Here is a 19,329-nt window from a genome sequence, read left to right on the forward strand (position 1 = left end):
TTGGAGGTACGATATGACGAAATGGATTTATTCCTTTGAGGAAGGACGAGCCGAGCAAAATGCTCTTTTGGGTGGTAAAGGTGCCAATCTGGCTGAAATGACCAATTTAGGTTTGCCAGTTCCGCCAGGATTCACCATTACGACGGAAGCCTGTATGCATTTTTTAAATAAGCCCTCCTTTTTTGAAGAAACATTAAGAGAGAATGTTTTGCAGGCTATTTCTGAACTGGAGCAAAAAACCGGCCAATGCTTCTCAGGAAATGAAGAGGAGCAACTGCTAGTCTCTGTTCGCAGCGGCGCCAAGTTTTCTATGCCTGGCATGATGGATACGATTTTAAACTTGGGACTGAATGATCTGAGAACCCAAACCTTGGCTTCCAAAACCAATATGGCTTTTGCTTACAACTGCTACCGCAGGCTGATCCAGATGTATGCAGATGTTGTTTTCCAAATTCCAAAAGAGGACTTCGATCAGTTGCTCTCCTATTTTGAAAAGAATGCTGGTAAGACTGCCAACGACTTTAGTTTGGAAGAGCACCAAACTCTCGTTGATCAGTACAAGCAGCTGTATCGCGAGCATTATCAGACTTTTCCTCAAAATCCTAAGGAACAACTCTTCGCTGCTATCAAAGCCGTTTTCCGCTCTTGGAATAACCCACGCGCCCAAGTCTATCGCAAGCTCAATCAGATTCCAGAAGATTTAGGAACCGCCGTTAATATTCAAGTCATGGTCTTTGGCAACTTTGATCAAGAAAGCGGAACTGGAGTCGTCTTCACTCGAAATCCAGCAACAGGTCAAAAGGGACTCTTTGGCGAATTTCTTTTAAATGCCCAAGGAGAGGATGTCGTGGCCGGTATTCGCACGCCCGAGCCCATTCAACATCTGCAAGAAAAGATGCCAGAAGCCTATGCTGCTTTTCAAGAGTATGCCCACATCCTTGAAGATCACTATAAAGATATGCAGGATATCGAATTTACAATCGAAAAGGGCAAGCTCTATATCCTGCAAACCCGTAATGGTAAGCGAACAGTCAAGGCTGCTTTGAAAATCGCTCTGCAATTAGTAGAAGAAGGCAAGATAGACAAGTGCGAGGCCATTCGTCGGATTAGCCCTGCTCATATCAATCAGCTGATTCACCCCGTCTTTGATGAAAATAAGCTCCAGCAAGCGACAATTTTAGCGCAGGGATTGCCAGCCAGTCCCGGTGCTGCAACAGGAAAAATTGTCTTTACTGCCAAGCGAGCCAAAGAACTACATGAAGCTGGCGAAAAAGTTGTGCTAGTCCGCCAAGAAACTTCTCCCGAAGACATAGAAGGAATGATTGTCAGCCAAGCAATCGTCACTAGCCAAGGTGGGATGACCTCCCACGCGGCAGTTGTCGCCCGAGGGATGGGAACCTGCTGTGTCGTAGGATGTGGAGATCTACTGGTCCAAGAAGACAGTAAGACCATCCAGTGCGGAGATATCTTGCTCAATGAAGGAGATATTCTATCCGTAGATGGTCGGACTGGTTTTCTTTATCTGGGTCAAATCCCGACTGTCTCTGTAGAGAACGATCAGGATTTGCAGCTCTTGCTGACTTGGGCTGATGAAGTAGCTAAACTTACAGTCCGCGCCAATGCTGAAACGATTCAAGATTTGAAAACCGCTATTAGCTTTGGTGCACAAGGCATTGGACTAGCAAGAACCGAGCATATGTTTTTCGGTGAGGAAAGAATCCTGCAAATGAGGAAATTAATTCTGGCCGAAAATGAGATAGAGAGACGGGAGGCACTTGCCCATCTACTCGATTACCAAGCCGAAGACTTCTATCAAATGTTCCAGACTGTTGGTGAAAAGCCCATGATTGTCCGTCTACTGGATCCTCCTATGCACGAATTTCTCCCGAAAGACCATCTAGAGATTGCCCTGCTGGCTGAAAAACTCAATAAAAAAGCTAGTCAACTAGAAAGAAAAATCACGCAATTGCAAGAAACAAATCCTATGCTTGGCCATCGCGGCTGTCGTCTAGGAATCACCTTGCCGGATATCTATAAGATGCAAATAGAAGCTATCTTTAGCAGCGCCATTCGACTGCAGCAAGAAGGAAATCTAGTCCGTCCTGAAATTATGATTCCGTTGATTGCTACAAAATCAGAGCTTGTCTATCTTAAAGAGCTGCTCATCAAGCATATCGAATGGATTTTCAAAAAGTATCAATGCCCGCCATTCTCATATGACATCGGAACCATGATCGAACTACCGAGAGCCTGCTTCATTGCTGATCAGCTGGCTCAAGAAGCCGACTTTTTCAGCTTTGGAACCAATGACTTAACCCAGATGACTTTTGGTTTTTCAAGAGACGATATCGGAAAATTCCTCAATGATTATAAAGAGAAAAAGTTGCTCACCCAGGATCCCTTCCAAAGCCTTGACCAGGAAGGTGTCGGCCAATTGATGAAATTGGCCATTGAAAAAGCTCGCCAAGTAGATCCAAACCTGTCCATCGGAGTTTGTGGCGAAGTTGGAGGTGATCCGACTTCCATTCCTTTCTTACAAGAAATAGGAGTCACTTATGTCTCCTGCTCCCCTTATCGAGTCCCAGCAGCTCGGCTAGCTGTAGCCCAAGCTGCCCTTAACTCTGAAACAACTCCAAAGTAGCTCTAACATTTTGATAAAACAAACAGCTCTAAGAGGCTTATCTCTCCGCCTTTTAGAGCTGTTGTTCTTCATTCTTTTGTGTGCGTTTTCATTTAAAAAATTCAGATTTTTGGAAGACTTTTCTAAATAAAAGACGTATAATAAATTAAGAACGAAAAGGAGCGACTTTTACATGGAAAACTATTCTCGCAAAGAAAAAAATAACAGCAATTCTAATCGAAAACCAGCTAGTCAGCATATTAAAACTGGCTTTTCTGCCCTACAAAAGACTATTGCTACAATTGCCAGTCTTCTATCAATCGTCATTGCTTGCTTTACCATCATGAACCTTATGAACAACAATGACTCAAAATCAAAAACTGATACAGGCAACTCGACTACGACTACTACCATCATCAAAGAGGTAGAAAAAGAGTCTACATCTGTTAGCTCGACTCCAACAGAAACTTCTGCTGCTACTGAGACCGAAACATCCTCAAGCTCTTCAAGCGCAGAAACGAATACGAGCCATACAACTACTTCCACTGATAGCAGTTCGACAAGCCAAGACCAGCATACAACAACAGAGTCCAGCACTCAATCATCCAACTAGGAACATTTGGGAGAGTGCCCCTTATCCAATCTATCCAAGAAAGCCTGAATATCACTTAGGCTTTTTTCTATTGCCAGCCTTCTCTTACTATTTGAGAAAAATTTTTAGCCTTTCTCTAATTTTTGGAGCCAAAAAAACTGTGAGGTCAAGAAGCCCCACAGCATTTTTAAAAATTAAAGTTCCAAAATTTGATAATCATAGCCTAGATGGCTCAAGAACTTAAAAAGATCTCGGGTCGCGACAAAAATTGTCTTTTCATTGGTATTGGGATGGAAAGTCATGATATCCTCTGATACAATGTCCTTATCAAAATAGACCTGAATGTCTCGCTCAGGATTATTCAGAAGGCCAAAAGGCGATACCGTTCCTGGTGGCAGCTGCATTTTTTCAAAGAGAGAATCCGCTGAAGCCATGCGAATACGATTGGCTGAGACCAAGTCTTTAAACAAGTCCATATCCAGAGTCTTTTGATCATCCATAATCAACAGATAATACTGAGTTTTCTTCTTATTGGTCAAAAACATAGACTTAGTCCGGACTCCTTCGATTCCTTCGATATAGGAGTCAGCTTGCTCTGTGGTAAATGCAGGCGGGTGCTCCACCACATCAAAGGTGATTCCCAACTCTTGCAACTTATTAGCTACTTGTTGATAAGCATCCATAGTTTTCCTCCTTTATTGATGAATAATCTTTTGTACCAACGCTTGCAATTCTGGCACCACTTCTGCCTCAAACCAAGGATTTTTCGCCATCCAGATTTGATTGCGGGGCGATGGGTGTACCAAGGGAAAAAAGTCTGGCAGGTAGTCTTGATAATGCTGGACCGTCTCGGTCAGCTTGACTGTACCTTTTTGATGCAGATAGTATTTCTGTGCATACTGACCAATCAATATAGTCAACTCAATATCTGGTAGGAGCTCTAAAATCGGCTGATGCCATTTCTCAGCAAAGCCTTTACGAGGCGGTAAATCTCCAGACTTGCCATGCCCTGGGAAATAAAAATCCATGGGCAGAACCGCAAAATATCCAGACTGATAGAAAGTCTCTTCATCAACACCCAGCCATTCTCTCAGCCGGTCGCCACTCTTGTCCTTCCAGTAAAGCCCTGCCTGCTGAGTTTTCAGACCCGGCGCTTGACCGACAATGTTAATCCTAGCATTCTTAGGCGCTGCAAAGAGTGGCTTGATCCCCTGTTCTGTGAAAGCTTTATTCTGTGGGTCAGCTATAATTGCCTTGGTAATATCTTCTATTGTCCGCATAATATCTCCTTCCTTGAAAAGAAACTCACCTGGCATAGCCAAATGAGTTCTTATTTTATTTGATCAATTCGTAGATAGCTTCAGCATAGATTGCAGCCGCACGGAATAGATCTTCAACATCGATAAATTCATTGGCTTGGTGCATGGTATCGATATAGTCTGGGAACATCGCACCGTAAGCGACACCACGTTTCAATAGGCGTCCAAAGGTACCACCACCGATAACTTGCTCATGACCTTTCAGTCCCGTTTGTTTTTCATAAACAGCCAGCAAGGTCTGCACCAACGGATCTTCCATCGGTACATAGTGAGGAGTATGTCCATGCTCAGACAAGGTCACTTTGGTAACTGGCAACTGCTCTAAAACATTCTGAATGGCTTCTGGACTAGTTCCCTTAGGATAGCGAATATTGAGGGCAATTGTGTTGTCAGCCTTGTTTTCGTCAAAGCGGAAAACGCCAGCATTCATTGATAGAGCCCCCATCTTATCATCCACATGAGCAATCTTCAAGTTCTTACCCTCATGGTCATTTAGGAGAATATTTCCAGCCACATCTAGGTAATCCTTAGCTGGACCAGCAAAATCAAACTGCGTTAGGAATTTAGCCAAATAGGTTGCACCATTGACACCAGACTGAGGAGAAGCACCATGAGCAGACTTACCGATAATGGTCACAGTGACTTGGCCACCAGCTAGTTCTTCATAAGTAAAGTCTAGCTCATTTTCCTTAGCAAACTGCTCCAATTTATCAACTAGATTTGGCAATTGACCTGACACAATGGCTGTACCAGACTCAGGTACCATGTTCTCCCGCAAGCCGCCAGTAAAGCTATGCAGGTGTGCTGCACCAGCATTTTCACCAGCAAAATGCAAGTACTCTGTGATATTTCCTTTTTCACCATTGATAATCGGGAACTCAGCATCTGGCGAGAAGCCGAAATCAGGCTCAGGCAGGCCTACATGAGCAAAGTAATACTCCATGTCTTTCCAGCCAGACTCTTCATCTGTCCCCACCACAAAGCGCACGCGCTTAGAAACCGGCAAGCCTAAGTCTTTGATGATTTTCAAGCCATAGTAACATGCCATAGTTGGTCCCTTGTCATCACTAGAACCACGGGCATAGAGACGGCCTTCCTTAATCGTCGGTGTATAAGGGTCTGTATCCCAACCACTTCCAGCAGGTACCACATCCATATGGGCAAAGATACCCAGCTCTTCTTCTCCTTCACCAAAAGTAAAGTGACCAGCATAATTATCCACATTTTGAGTCGGGTAACCATCACGTTCAGCAATTTCCAAGAACTTATGCAAGGCCTTTACAGGTCCAGGTCCAAAAGGATGCTCCTTGTCTGCCTTTGAATCATCCCGCTCTGAATTAATTTCTAAAAGGCTGAACAAGTCTGCCAACAGAGCTTCTCTACGTTTTTCAACTTCTGCTTTAAAATCAATTGTCATTTTTTTACCTCTATAAAACACTTCGATTTAAAATATCTGAATTAAATCGCGAATTCTGTTTTTTACTTTATTAACGCTTTTCGATAATCTCGTCAACCGGTAATCGATAGCTAGGCTCTAGCTTGTCGTCTGTATAACCAACAGTAATCAAGAGTTCCGGACGGAAGCGCTCATCAATCTCCAAAACTTCGTTGACTTTTGATTTATCAAAGCCTAGGATGATATTGGAGCCAATCCCTTGGTCAGTCAAGGCTAAAACAAGGTTCATAGCTACCAAGCCAGCGTTAAGGGCCAAGTAATCACTCTTTTGCTGGTCATTATAGCGAGCAAACTCAGCTGGCAAATTCTGCATGTAAAATTGAAGCTGTTCATCAGAAAAATTTCTTACTCCAGCGACACGCGCAATCTTTCGTGCCCGCTTAGCCAAATCCGTATCTGTAAAGAGGGCAATTGTCACTGGAGCTTCCTTGATTTGATCTTGGTTAGAGCCAAAAGCAATGCCCGCTAGAGCTTCATTTCGCTCACGAACCACCACGAACTTCCAAGGCTGACTATTGTGAGCGCTCGGTGCCAAGGTCGCAATCTCAATAGCTGTGCGGACATCTCTAGGATCTACCGGTTTGTCATTGAAATGCTTAGTAGCATGACGTTTTTTGTTTAATTCTAGAAATTTCATAATTGATTTCCTTTTCTAATTTCTGTTACTCTTATTTTACCACAAATTGAAAGAGCTTGCAGAGGTTTTTCACGAAGGATTTTTTCATTCTCTATCGAATAAAACTGTCTGCCCTTGCCACTTGATAAGATTATCGCTTTGTAGAAGTTTCATTTTCTCCATTCTAACTACTTGAATCTCATAAGCTCTTTTTCAAATCACTACATCCTGAGTTTCTTTCTTAGTCAAAACCTCTATATAGTTCTTGATTTAACTTAGGGATTTCAACTTTTGATTCAGGTTTGCGCACAGAATAATCAATAGCTCCAAGCAGTAGAACCAGCAACAAGACTAATATTGTCCACAAAGTCTCTTTTTTTGGAAGAGGCACTCCTTTGGTCGGGAAACCTTTCCAACGAGGATACTGCTGCAAAAATTCATTTATCTTCATCCCATTGGGGTAGAGTGTCAAAAAACCATACATGGTAAGAAAGAAAAACGAAAAACTATGCATAGATACCCAACTAAACCGAATCCTCATTTTGAAGGCTTTATAGCCTGACCTAGCCATATAAATCTCTAAGCCAAAAGCTATAATCATCAAGATAAAGAACATGAAAACCTGCAGTTTCCAGAGCTTTCTCAATCCTAAGTAAGCCCGTTTATCTGCCTGCTCTTTCGCACTGTCTTTAGTTTCTCTCTCTTGAGTCTGAATTTTGGGTGTAGGTTCAGTTACTTCTTGACTTGCTTGAATCTCCTGAACCACCTCATTTTCAATCTGCGGCTTATGTTTTAGACCATACCCCACCACTTCTTTTAAGACTAACTTCAGATTTGTCTCGGTTAGTTTGTAGGGATACCCGCGTAACGTCCATTTCTCTCTTAGTTCTGGATGATCTGGAAGAGATACCATGACGTAAAAGTGCTGTCCAATCAACGTAATCGTGAAAGAAATCCGATAAAATCTAGATCTTACAAAGAAATAGGCCCTATAAAGGTAGTCACCATCCATTTCCTTCGTCGTTTTGTCAAATTCAATCTTACCTAAAAACAGCTCTTCTATAATCTTCTGTATTTCTAAAACCTTTGTATCAACCGTATCCAGACTAAGGGGAGCCTTTAAAATAAGCTCTAAATCAGACATAGAATCCATAGAAAAACTTATGCCAGATTTGTCTTTTTCTAAATGTTCTTCTAAATAAGTCTTACACTTGCTCAGAAAAGAGGATAAATTAGAGGAATTTAACTGGACTGGACAATCAAGCAACGATTCTTGACTTCCTACACTAAAATCTAAGGGGACAATATCTCTTACAATGAAATCTTGTTCTAGTAGCTCAAGAGTAAAAGAAGCTTTGTAGCTAGGTAGGATGCTTGTAATAATGACTCGATAATTTTCGCCCTTTTCGACAGGTTTTTCCCACTTATCCGTTTTCGTTTTCCCATCAAAAATATTCTCAATCATCGCTTCAATAGCTCGTATTTTCAGATAATTATTTTCGGGAGTAAGAGGTTCAAGAAAAATCTGCTCTGGCTTATCTAGGTAGTTTTTTATTCTTCCCAGTCCTTCCGCCAATGTTTCTGGCCGATACTTGTATTGTATCCCGTATGTAGGCTTTTCGCCCCACTTCAAGTGTAAATCGCTGCCGTCTACTAAAATATCCAATTTTTCTTTATAATCTTCTAGATTGATTTTAAATAGAAAAGTCGGGCAGTATGAACTCAAGACAATATCAGAAATGCCTTCTATTTCAAAACCAGATTCAAATTTTTTTTGGAGCTCTGCACGGATATCCTTCTCCAAATGTTCTTTATGCTTATCAAAATTCAGCCCCATCTGTCTTCAACTTTCTTTTTGTTCTACTTTTCAAAAACAGCCCCACCACACACTTGGTCGTATGGAAAGCATTTTGCCTCTGCTTTTCTATCATTTAACTAGAGATTGTCGCAAGCATTAAGCTTGAGTACTGTTCTTTACTTCCTCAAACCATTTTTCAAATTCTAGACGTGGAAGCAACTCTTCATCCTTGTCATAGCGCCCTTCATAGCTATAGCGACTATCAAGACTGTTTTTCTGAGCGTCATAAATCAACCACATTTCAGTTGGATGTTCGCGGTCATATTCTTGGCACAGCTTAACCATTCTTTCTATATCTTGTGCCCCAATTCCTAATAGACTAAACTGAATTTCATCTGAACTATCTATTTCATTAGGAAGGTAACCCGCAATCTCATCTCTATCCAGATAATGATTATTCGTTTTAAAAAATACATCAAACCTATAAAAACCATCCGCAACGCAATAAATAAAAATTTTATCTGCTTGATTTTGGACATATTCCATAGCTAATGAAACCATGTCAATCTGGATTTCCATAAATTTATCTTCAAATTGTGTCATATTATTCTCCTACTGCTGCTCGCCTTTCACTTCCTCAAACCATTTTTCAAACTCGAGACTTGGAAGCAACTCTTCATCCTTTTCATAACGCCCTTCATAGCTATAGCGACTATCAAGGCTGTTTTTCTGAGCATCATAAATCAACCACATTTCAGTTGGATGCTCGCGATTATATTCTTTACAAACATCAAGCAATTTTTGTATATCTTCAGCTCCATATCCCAATAGAGCGAATGCCATATTATCGGAATCATCTATTTTTTTTGTCGCAACTTCATTAACTTTATCCATTTCAACTACAATACCATTAATCTTATAAAAAACTTTATATGATTGCAATGCTTCTTCAGAAATGCAATAAATATATACTTTTTCTGCTTGATTTTGGACATATTCCATTGCTAACGAAATCATGCTAACCTGAACTTCCATAAATTTATCTTCAAATTGTGTCATTGCTACATTCCTTTTATATTTTCAATAAAACTTCCGCTTTGTCTGAGTTTAGAAAATCTTTCAGTATATGCAAAGTATGTTCAATAGAATCTTTATTACCACCATACACTCTTCTTATACTCTTATCATCAATAAGCTTGGATAAAAATGTGACTGAAAATTTCTCTTCATCAGTTTGAGTAAACCAAATGTTAAATAATCCACCCTCTCCTGCTTCCAATTGCGTATTTTTACCTGTTGATGAAATACCTATTGTCATATGATAACCGTTATACACGAACGGAAAATTAAAATTTTCATCTTCCCCTTCATTAATCGCAATCGTATCAAGATCAATCGAAAAAATTTTCTCTAAAGCTTGCTTGACATTCTGATAACCTAAACTATCTCTTATTGGTAAGTATTGTTCGCTCATTTATAAGGACTCCACCTATTCCTAAAAATCCTCACTTTTATATCTTTTTCTCTCAAAAAAATCATTTCATTCTTGAACATTTCATCTTCTATGAAAAAAACTATCCTTATAAAACCTTATAGCATCCCTTGGCAAAACCACAAGGAATGTAACCCGCTTGGTATAAAGCATACAAATCATCATAAAATTTTGATTCGGCTTGAGGAATCTCTTTCTTGATGGTCAAGTAGAGAGCCAAGCCAATGATATCAAATTCAATCTGATCTTTCATGGATGCTACCAGTTTACCTTCCGTAATCAGGTTATCTAATCGTGCTTCAATTTCAGGAATGATTTCCTCTTTTGCATTATTTGCCAGTTCATTCCAGTGCTTATAAATGTCACTATGATTTTTAAAAAGATAAACACTAAAGTCACCATCTTTTTCTAAGACAAAATTCTCCCATTTTAAACTATTAATATTCTTTTCTGCTTCTTTTACAGTCTTTAACTGAGTAATCGGTAGACCTGTTTCTCTTTCTTCCTTCAAAAAGTCTATACTTATTAATTCATTTATCACATCTGAATGGAGCTTCATCTTTATCCCCTTTCTAGAACCAAGCTATTCTTTCAGATAAAAAGCTTCGTTTTCTATTCTCCCTGCACCAATAAATCATAAGGAAAATACTCTAAATCTTTCAAGCGTTCGTCATAAATTCCTTTGATCTTGCAGGTTGCGGCGGTGTCAAAACTCCAGTAACCATAATAACCACAGTGTTCATATTGATGAGAATTATACCAAGGTTCATCTGAATGACTATAGTACCAGAAACCCTGCGCCTTGGCCACACTCTCATAAGTGTCCTCAATCATATTTTGATACTCTAGAATCGAATGAAAAGGAACTACCGTATCATGGAATAAATAAGTCATGTAATATTCAATCAAGCCATCATTGTGGTCCATCTGCTCATAAATAGCCTTTAAATCATCCAGAAATTCTCCCTTGCGCTCACTATAAAGGACTTCCAATGCAAAGATGTTAACTGCCAAGTCAAATGGAACCCCCTCTGAGACAATGAGCTTCAAATTAGAAAGAATCCCTTTATAATAGGGGAAAATCTCCTCTTTCGCAGCCCCTATAGAATAGGAAAGTTTCACTAGTTCTTCATTGAACAAAACCAAGAATTGGTAATGGACTTGTAGATAATCTTTCATGATATCTTTAGTTTTACTTGTTTTCTTTTTTAAGCGCTCTTGTACACGATTCAATCGTCTTTCAAAATACGCATAATCTTTGTGTTTGTCTCTTATCATATATTAACTCCCTTTCTTAGCTTATTCTCCCTGCACCAACAAATCATAGGGAAAATACTCCAACTCCCTCAAGCCTTCGTCGTAAATTCCTTTGATCTTGCAGGTTGCGGCGGTATCAAAACTCCAGTAGCCATCATAGCCTCTATTGTCATACTTATGGGTTCCATACCAAGGTTCATCTGAATGACTATAATACCAGAAACCCTGCGCCTTGACTACGCTCTCATAAGTGTCCTCAATCATATTTTGATACTCTAAAATCGAATGAAAAGGAACTACCGTATCATGGAATAGATAGATCATGTAGTATTCAATTAAGCCATCTGTGTGGTCCATCTGCTCATAAATAGCCTTTAAATCATCCAGAAACTCTTCCTTGTGCTCACTGTAAAGAACTCCCAAAGCAAAGACATCAACTGCACGATAAAAGGGGATTCCCTCTGAAGCAATAACTTTGAGATGAGACAGAATACCTTGATAATAGGGAAAAATCTCCTCTTTCGAAGCCCCTATAGAATAGGAAAGTTTCACTAGTTCTTCATTATTCAAAACCAAATCTTGATAATGGAACAACAAATACTCCTCCGCAATCTCATCCGTTATCTTAATATTCTTCTCTAATCGTTTTTGAACAAAAGCTATCCATTTTTCAAAATACGCTTGATCTTTGTGTTTGTCTCTTAGCATATATTGACTCCCTTTCTATGCTTAATCTCTCTACACCAACAAATCATATGGGAAGTACTCCAACTCCCTCAAGCCTTCATCGTAGATATTTAGCCTTGTTTTTTATATTCTTCCATTTCTTTAAAAAGTTGAAGTAAATCATTATTTTCAGGTTCTTCTCCTAAACATTTATGTTTAAAAAAAGACAATCTTTGATTAGAGGTAAAGGGACTGGCAAACCAATCAGTGTAATCAAACTCAACTTTTAATTGCTTCCGAGATTTTACTATTAAAACCATTGCATACCATTTAGGTTGATTATTATTTTCTAAAACCTCTAAAATATTTCTAGAAATACTCATTAATTGATTAAAGGAGTCCATATATTCGGAAAATGGAATATCATAAATTACTGGTATATCATGTGAGAAAATATATTTTTCAGGACTTTCTTTCGTATTAAAATAGAAAAAAACTTCTCCGTCCCCTTCCTTTAACTCAACATTAAAGTATAAATCATTCCACGTTTCCGGAATCATACGATTTACATTATTTGCTATATCATTAAACAATTGGCTTAATTGATTTTCAAACATTTTTAACCTCCTGGTTTATTCCTTATCTGATTAATTCTTCAAGAGGAATATCATTTAATTTAGCTTTCCATGCATGCTCCATAGAATACCAAACTCCACCACTCCTGCTAATATTACTATTCATAGGAAAAAGAATAGTAATATCGCAAGCCACCCATAAATGGAAGCAAACAAGTTCAATGCTTTGATTTTAAATAATGCTTTATTATTTGATTCATTATTGCGATTCACCTTCCTAGGAATAAATAATTTCAGATGATTATTTGAATATAGACACATCCACTATTTTTCCTGAGCTTATATCAATTTTGCATCTTCTAGCATAAAAATCCGTCGCATAAAGCCAGCCATCTATCAAAATCATCTGTTCGAACGGATAAATAAGCTTACTGTATCCACTGTTAGCAATGGTCCAAACTACAGTTCCTCTACAATCAAGTCTGATAATATTATTTTTCTCCAAACTATCAAAAGGTATTTCTAATAAAACAATACACTCCTCATCCACTTCTATTAGATCTCGTATAGCAAACTGAAAAATTTTAGTAATTTCACCATTCACTATTAGTTTGTTGTTTTCATATTCTACCATTCAAGTAACCTTTCTATAATCTGTTCTATGCCTTTTCCCATCATCCTTAAAATCTCACTATTGGCACGTCGATATCATTCACTAAGAAGGTCGTACATAGAAAGTCTATATTGCTTAAAAAAGACTCTCAATTAGACTAGAAAAACTGGAACAAACAAAGGTCGCCTCTTTAAACTCATCATAGTTCTTTTCATGATTCCAAAAAACTACGCTTTTCTCAGCTGAATAATCAAAACATAATAAATTTCCAAAACCATCTTCCACAAAGGGAATCAGCTGGTCACCAAGTCGATCTTGTAGATCTTCAAGAATTTCATATATATTATTGTCTTCATTTTCGTCTAGGCTGATTAAATTGTTGAAAATTTCCACCTTCTCACCTACCTTAAAATGATTGGGATTAGGATAACCACCATCATATTTCAAAGCGACTTGCTTATAATCATCTGGTAGAGTAATCTGCAATCTATGCTCCACACTTTTTATGATATCCTTAGAAATTCCCTTATAATTTAACCACTTCATATTCGTACTTGATTTCCTTTCCCAAACTTCTCTAAACTGCTCTGGCTCCTGTTTCCTATTAAACTTTGGATTTTTCTAAAATCTTTACATAAGACGGTTGAAGCTGAGAAGCATTTGATAAAAGATAGGCAAATTTATGAATTATATACTTATAGAAGTATATCTTGATAGCCAATTTCAGACAAAAGGCCATTGGTAAATTTTATTCCTATGCCATTTTCTTTGTCCCAATCACAATCACATAAAAAGCCAAATTCTTCAACACCTTCATCAAAGGTTAGAGGAAACATGATTTGCTTAGGCTGCAATAGAGAATAAATTTGCTGCTCATCTCCCATTTTATTTAAAAAAGATTGTTTTTCAGCTAAATTTGTAAAACTGGAAACAATATCTGATATTTCTCGATCATAGTACGATAAAATAGCAGAATTAGCTTCTGTTACAATTTCATCCAAATGTTCTTGAAAAAATGTATAGGCTTTTTCTTGGTTTATTTCAAATTCTGCATCTTCATCTGCATCAATATTTATCTCTAAAACATGCTGCTTACCGAACATCGTTATAGAAATAGGTCTTGTCCAGCCATTATTAAATTCTATGTTACCGAAAATTTGATGATTCATTTTCATTGTTCTCTTTATTCTCCAAGTTCGTCAACTAGGTAACCGCAAAAATCTTTCTTACCTTCTATGCAGTCTTTTTTCACTGCTTCATCAATTCAATGCAATTTCGTTGTCGAAAATAGTTATTGGCCTTGCATTTCCTCAAACCATTTTTCAAACTCTAGATTTGGAAGCAACTCTTCATCCTTGTCATAACGACCTTCATAGCTATAGCGACTGTCAAGGCTGTTTTTCTGAGCATCATAGACAAGCCACATTTCAGTTGGGTGCTCGCGACCGTATTCTTGGCAGATTTCAATCATGTTTTCTACATCCTTGATACCTTCTCTCAGTAAGATTGATTGGAGACCGATATCAACTTGAGAATCATCTGGTAAAAAATTATTCACCAAGTGTTTATGTACAACCTTCCCTTTTATTTCATAAAACAAATTAAAACTATATAAACTATCTGCTATTGCATAAATGTATATTTTATCTGCTTGTTCTTGAACATATTCCATTGCTAACGAAATCATGCTAGCCTGAACTTCCATAAATTTGTCTTCAAATTGTGTCATTGTATTCATCCTATCTAATTCTTTTAGCTTTTCAAGTTAGTGGACACTATTCATAAAGCGCTCGACTTCTTCAACACGATTATAGAATCGGTATTGATTTCTGTTCGCCAAAAAAATCCAGCTATATCAAGTCATAATAGAAGGTATCATCTTCCATAAGCCGGTCTAGAAGGTCTACTAAATTAGGAGCAATTTCCTTATCATAATAGTAGATTTTCCCCTTATTTTCAGCAGCAAATCCGATAGATAGAAGCGCTACTTCATTGGCTTCAAAGAAAACTAATTTATCATTCTCAAATTGATTGTAGATTTCAATATCTGGATAAAACTGGTTCAACGGATCTAATTTAATCTTCTCAAACATCTAAGCTCGTCCTTCCAAATTCAATGTCATCTCTCTTCAACTTTTATTTTCTTTTGGTTCACCTATCTGAAAAAATTGCCTAACATCCTCTACGTAACCATACTTGTCATTCAAGTAAGCCAATAATTCTCGGTTATGCCCTTGGTAATTATCTTCGCGACGTAATTCTTCATACATTTCGATGAAAGGAAGAGCTTTTTCTTTGGCTAATTCTAACTCTGCTTCGTAGTCATAAGCGACTTTTCGGAATTGGATATTTACCAGTTCCCCGTCTTCAACTTCTAACAAGGCATACTGGGCACGGTGATTTTTCAAGGCCGACCAATCAAAATAGGGCATGCCAATCGAACCGGGATTGATAATCTGTTGCCCTTGGCTGCCATAACGAAGCAACTGCTTGTGGACATGACCGTAAATTGCCACATCAGTCTCCTCATCCAGTAGCCGGTCAAATTTGTCCGTATCATTGTCAACCAGTAGGTCACTCCCATAGTTTTTGGCAGGCAAATTATGTGAGAGCGAAAAACGCAGCCCATCAATTTCTTTCTTCGCAACCATAGGCAGACTCCGCAGCCAGGTGATCTGATCAGGGTCCATTCGCTCCATCAAATACTGCGTCATACGCAAGAGCTGGACTTCCTGTGGGTCTTCTAAGCCATATTGACCATCTAAAGCCTCTAGGACACAATCATCCCAGTTTCCGCGGACAGTCGCTGTGATAGGAAGGTCTTTTAACAAGGCTAGCAAGTCATTTTCCCCCGGACCAGGGAGAAAAATATCCCCTAGAAGCCAATACTCCGTCGCTTCCTGCCTTTTAGCATCTGACAGAACTGCCTTCAAGGCTGTGGTATTCCCATGTATATCAGATAGAATCGCGATTTTATGTTTCATATTATTACTTTCTATTATTCATTTTCAAATGATTGTATTGATAATTCAAACTATTTAATTACAAACTTATTTATCCGCATCGGCATTACTTATATTTGCTTCAATCATTGCTCTGACCTGCTGGCGTTGTTCCTCATTCAGATTCAACTTCTGTAGTTGTTTTTCAATACTAAATTCTGAGGTACTGTATTTCTTATCATACATCTCTAATAATTTATTACGAAGAATAGGCTCGCTGATCAAATGAATTTCTTTCAATAGTTCTTCTTCATTTCCTTCCTGCTCCTCTTCTCCATTAAGTCTTTCAATCATAGAATTAATCTTCGCTAAGGCAAAATCACCATAAATATTCTCAATCAAATTTTCCTTCATGATTTCTTGTATATTTTTAGCGAAAGTATTTTGTAAAACTTTTCCTTCTGAATATCCAGTTTCTTGATTCTTTTCAATCAAAATCACATTTCCTGGTTTAATATCAGATAACATATAGGGAGAGTGGGTTGTGAAAATAAGCTGTAAATTTACGTCTTCCCGTCGTCTCTCTCTTTTCAAAAACTCTACGAAGTTATTAATTAACTTTCGTGACCATTCCAGATGCATTCCCATTTCTATTTCGTCAATTAAAAATATATAATCTCTGATATATTCATTAAATTGTTGTGAAGTCAAAGCATTTGAAAATAATCTAATAAAGTTAGTTTCACCTGCTGACATACAAAAAGAATCAAATTTTAGAATATTAAATCTATAATATGAATACTGATTTAAAAAACTACGAAGTGAGTCAAATTCCTTACAAATATCTAAAAACTCTTGATCTTGTAATAAATCTCGTGAAAAGTTCACTAATATTTCTTCACCCTCTATAGAGATAATATAATTATTAAGATGCAATAAAAAATCAGAAATCTTTTGAAAAACTTCTACAAAACTTACTTTCCGATTTTCTACTTTCAAACTATTCATTAGCGAAGCTAACTCATTATCTAAATAACGCATTTTTTCTAAATAAAATGTAATATCTGACTCACAGTCATCATTATCTTGGTATTTGAAATACTCTATCTCGCTCACTGCTTTATCTATCTTTTCTTCATAATCATTTAAATAACCGTATCTATTTGCTTCAAAGTTGGAAATTAAGCTTAAACAAACATCTTTAATAAATTCTTTCTTATTATCAATCTTATTAGGTAAATAAGAATTAATTAATAAGATTTTAAATTTGAAATCAGAAAAAATCTCTTTATCATAAAACTCTGAGTAAATCCTAAAATAATTTTCTAACGAGGACCAATTGATTTCCATTTCTAATATATTGCTGTTTTCTGGCACCCCTGTCACACCAAAAAAAGATTGATTATGCAAATTATAATAATTTATTGCTGTGTTTATATTTGGTTTTTGAAATTGTTTATCATCACCATAAACTTCAAAATTCTCATTCTCTTGTATATCTATATTGTGCCTATCTACTTTGAATTTTTCATTATCCCTAAATACTTTAAAATAAGAACTATTACTTTCTAAATGAGAATCTGATTCCCTCATCAATCTCAATAAAGTTGATTTCCCAGTCCCATTTATCCCAACTATTGGTGAAATATTATAAATAGACTCTCCATAAAAGTTTTCAATATAGTCTGGATTTTTATCAATTTTTAATTCATTTGTTTCAAAGTTAAAATCAACTTTATATTCATCTGAAAAATTAAAAATCTGTTCTTTAAAAAGCTTATCATACTGTTTAATCACCAAAGCAATTAATTTCATTCTTCTTCTCCTACTAGTCCAATTTCTTTGCTAATATCTGTAACCATTTTTGAAAGTGGTCTATTCCCATAATTTTCTTTGTCTGTATAATAACCAACTATCATTCTATCTATCTCATATTTTGAAAACTTTTTATCGGACGTAGCTAAAATTTCTTCTAACTTAATTTTATAGCTATTACTATAAACTTCCTGCTTCCACAATAATTCTTGGACAACATCTGTGTGTAGTTTATATAGATTTCTTGTGTCAATCACATATTTATCCTTCAATAATTTCTGTCTGACACTTAATTCATCCTTGCTTTCTAATTGTTTTAACTTCTCCTCTGATATGTCATCCTTTACTATAATATCAATATTTGCTGAATTATTTATAAAATCAGCTAATTTTGGTTTCCACGAAAACATCAACAATTCATCAACATCAGTTATACTTTCATCATAGGGAGAGATATAAAATTTACTCGTACTCTTTTTATTATTACAACCATAACAAGAAGGAATTAGATTGTAAAAACATAAAGCGAATAGAGGATATTCATTCTTAGGGAAAAAATGGTCTAACTGACTCGTATTAGCCTCCTCGGTTACATTTATAAAATTTCTATTACAATATGGACAAACTGTGACACCAGTTATGCGAACTAACTCTTTTTTGTCTATTCTATTGTAAAGGGTTTCTAATACTCTTTTAAATTCATTTTGGAGATATTTTTTTAAAGGCACCTTGTATTCTATCTTTTCAGGAAATTTCGGGCACCATTTTTTATTAAAATCTTCCTGTCCATAAATTTCCAACAAATCCTCAAGCTTTATACTACATTTAGAGGATTCGAGCGCTTTTTCAAAAGATTCTCTGAAACTTATATCAAGTTTAGAGAGTAGTAACTCAGCAAACTCCTTTTTCTTGTCAATTTTATTTATTAAAATATTTACTTCATTAGTAATCTCTATGTTTTTCTCTTTAACAAAGCTATTAATTTTCTTCAATTTTTTATTGGACTTATATTCAAGTAGAATAAGTAGGTTAATATCATCTTTAACCCTGTCTATATTACCAATTTGTTTCTCTTTAAACCAACTATTGCATTCCTCAATAAAATCTTTATCCAAATGCTGATAAATAATCCTTAGGAATTTATTGAGTGAGTGGTTACATTTATTGGATTTTATACTAATGCTTTCATTTATCTCAAACTTAGCTTCACTTTGCCCATCAATTCTTTCTTTTACCTTCTGTAATTCCTTATATTCAAGAGTCATCAATTTTAAAAACAACTCCTCATCGTCAGACTGGATTTCTGGAAAAATATCACTAAACTCATCTTTTAAAATATGGTTCAATCTTTCTTTATCATTTTCCGAGATCATTTCATAAATATCCTTACAAAATTCATATACTTGTTCAGAATTGCTCTTTTTTATCGGAATCATTTTTCACCTCTAAAGCTTAGTTTAATCATAATTATACCACAAAAGACCGTTTGCACGGTCTTACTTTATATATTAACTATCCAACTCTACTAAAGGCCCAGCAACTTCTAACAAATGACGGGATGGATCTAC

At 36.8% G+C, this 19,329-nt stretch carries 22 protein-coding genes; 2 read left to right on the forward strand and 20 right to left on the reverse strand.

From position 1 onward, the window contains the following. The first annotated feature begins 13 nt into the window (after nt 1-13). Both ppdK and HBA50_RS05470 read left to right on the forward strand, forming a co-directional pair. Nucleotides 14-2,641, forward strand: a complete 2,628-nt coding sequence (ppdK, locus tag HBA50_RS05465; RefSeq protein WP_045497507.1) for a pyruvate, phosphate dikinase — start codon at nt 14-16, stop codon at nt 2,639-2,641. 172 nt (nt 2,642-2,813) lie between these two features. Further along, the gene (locus HBA50_RS05470) at nt 2,814-3,233 is read left to right on the forward strand and encodes a DUF6556 family protein (RefSeq protein ID WP_045497510.1); all 420 of its coding nucleotides are present in this window, start codon (nt 2,814-2,816) and stop codon (nt 3,231-3,233) included. 173 nt (nt 3,234-3,406) lie between these two features. Here the strand turns inward: HBA50_RS05470 and HBA50_RS05475 are convergent, their stop codons facing one another. The 20 genes from HBA50_RS05475 to HBA50_RS05570 all read right to left on the reverse strand — a co-directional run bounded on the left by HBA50_RS05475 (nt 3,407) and on the right by HBA50_RS05570 (nt 19,197). After that, nucleotides 3,407-3,895: a prolyl-tRNA synthetase associated domain-containing protein gene (locus HBA50_RS05475; RefSeq protein ID WP_045497513.1), complete on the reverse strand. Its 489-nt coding sequence runs from the start codon at nt 3,893-3,895 to the stop codon at nt 3,407-3,409. A gap of 12 nt (nt 3,896-3,907) precedes the next feature. Next, a complete protein-coding gene (locus HBA50_RS05480) occupies nt 3,908-4,492 on the reverse strand; it encodes a uracil-DNA glycosylase family protein (RefSeq protein WP_045497516.1) in 585 nt (194 codons plus the stop codon). 55 nt (nt 4,493-4,547) lie between these two features. Further along, nucleotides 4,548-5,948 (reverse strand): dipeptidase PepV, encoded by a 1,401-nt coding sequence (gene pepV, locus HBA50_RS05485; protein WP_045497520.1) that lies wholly within the window; start codon nt 5,946-5,948, stop codon nt 4,548-4,550. Nucleotides 5,949-6,018: 70 nt separating this feature from the next. Beyond that, nucleotides 6,019-6,624 (reverse strand): nitroreductase family protein, encoded by a 606-nt coding sequence (locus HBA50_RS05490; RefSeq protein WP_045497522.1) that lies wholly within the window; start codon nt 6,622-6,624, stop codon nt 6,019-6,021. A 220-nt stretch (nt 6,625-6,844) separates the two neighbouring features. Further along, entirely contained in the window at nt 6,845-8,440 is a 1,596-nt protein-coding gene (locus tag HBA50_RS05495) for a hypothetical protein (RefSeq protein WP_080940853.1), read from the reverse strand. 117 nt (nt 8,441-8,557) lie between these two features. After that, on the reverse strand, nt 8,558-9,004 hold the full coding sequence (locus HBA50_RS05500; RefSeq protein ID WP_045497524.1) for a hypothetical protein: 447 nt from the start codon (nt 9,002-9,004) through the stop codon (nt 8,558-8,560). A gap of 9 nt (nt 9,005-9,013) precedes the next feature. Beyond that, nucleotides 9,014-9,460, reverse strand: a complete 447-nt coding sequence (locus HBA50_RS05505; protein WP_045497527.1) for a hypothetical protein — start codon at nt 9,458-9,460, stop codon at nt 9,014-9,016. Between the two features lie 13 nt (nt 9,461-9,473). Next, a complete protein-coding gene (locus HBA50_RS05510; protein ID WP_045497530.1) occupies nt 9,474-9,875 on the reverse strand; it encodes a hypothetical protein in 402 nt (133 codons plus the stop codon). 106 nt (nt 9,876-9,981) lie between these two features. After that, a complete protein-coding gene (locus HBA50_RS05515) occupies nt 9,982-10,452 on the reverse strand; it encodes a hypothetical protein (RefSeq protein ID WP_045497533.1) in 471 nt (156 codons plus the stop codon). A 53-nt stretch (nt 10,453-10,505) separates the two neighbouring features. Next, nucleotides 10,506-11,072 (reverse strand): PoNe immunity protein domain-containing protein, encoded by a 567-nt coding sequence (locus HBA50_RS05520; protein ID WP_496109352.1) that lies wholly within the window; start codon nt 11,070-11,072, stop codon nt 10,506-10,508. Nucleotides 11,073-11,192: 120 nt separating this feature from the next. Beyond that, nucleotides 11,193-11,858: a PoNe immunity protein domain-containing protein gene (locus tag HBA50_RS05525; RefSeq protein WP_045497539.1), complete on the reverse strand. Its 666-nt coding sequence runs from the start codon at nt 11,856-11,858 to the stop codon at nt 11,193-11,195. Nucleotides 11,859-11,947: 89 nt separating this feature from the next. Beyond that, nucleotides 11,948-12,433, reverse strand: a complete 486-nt coding sequence (locus tag HBA50_RS05530) for an immunity protein YezG family protein (RefSeq protein WP_045497542.1) — start codon at nt 12,431-12,433, stop codon at nt 11,948-11,950. A gap of 259 nt (nt 12,434-12,692) precedes the next feature. After that, nucleotides 12,693-13,025: a DUF7957 family protein gene (locus tag HBA50_RS05535; protein ID WP_045497545.1), complete on the reverse strand. Its 333-nt coding sequence runs from the start codon at nt 13,023-13,025 to the stop codon at nt 12,693-12,695. Nucleotides 13,026-13,139: 114 nt separating this feature from the next. Then, nucleotides 13,140-13,550: an SMI1/KNR4 family protein gene (locus HBA50_RS05540; RefSeq protein ID WP_045497548.1), complete on the reverse strand. Its 411-nt coding sequence runs from the start codon at nt 13,548-13,550 to the stop codon at nt 13,140-13,142. 149 nt (nt 13,551-13,699) lie between these two features. After that, complete coding sequence (locus HBA50_RS05545) at nt 13,700-14,173, reverse strand: DUF6985 domain-containing protein (RefSeq protein WP_243746217.1); 474 nt, start codon at nt 14,171-14,173, stop codon at nt 13,700-13,702. A 122-nt stretch (nt 14,174-14,295) separates the two neighbouring features. Continuing rightward, on the reverse strand, nt 14,296-14,733 hold the full coding sequence (locus tag HBA50_RS05550) for a hypothetical protein (RefSeq protein ID WP_045497709.1): 438 nt from the start codon (nt 14,731-14,733) through the stop codon (nt 14,296-14,298). A gap of 121 nt (nt 14,734-14,854) precedes the next feature. Beyond that, nucleotides 14,855-15,097, reverse strand: a complete 243-nt coding sequence (locus HBA50_RS05555) for a hypothetical protein (protein ID WP_052687618.1) — start codon at nt 15,095-15,097, stop codon at nt 14,855-14,857. Between the two features lie 36 nt (nt 15,098-15,133). Beyond that, a complete protein-coding gene (locus tag HBA50_RS05560; RefSeq protein ID WP_045497554.1) occupies nt 15,134-15,988 on the reverse strand; it encodes a metallophosphoesterase family protein in 855 nt (284 codons plus the stop codon). Between the two features lie 66 nt (nt 15,989-16,054). Continuing rightward, the gene (locus tag HBA50_RS05565) at nt 16,055-17,761 is read right to left on the reverse strand and encodes an AAA family ATPase (RefSeq protein WP_045497557.1); all 1,707 of its coding nucleotides are present in this window, start codon (nt 17,759-17,761) and stop codon (nt 16,055-16,057) included. Continuing rightward, nucleotides 17,758-19,197 (reverse strand): HNH endonuclease, encoded by a 1,440-nt coding sequence (locus HBA50_RS05570; protein WP_052687619.1) that lies wholly within the window; start codon nt 19,195-19,197, stop codon nt 17,758-17,760. Before HBA50_RS05570 ends, HBA50_RS05565 begins: the two co-directional genes overlap by 4 nt. Between the last annotated feature and the right edge of the window lie 132 nt (nt 19,198-19,329).

This window comes from Streptococcus cristatus ATCC 51100 (assembly GCF_011612585.1).
GTDB lineage: Bacteria > Bacillota > Bacilli > Lactobacillales > Streptococcaceae > Streptococcus > Streptococcus cristatus_H.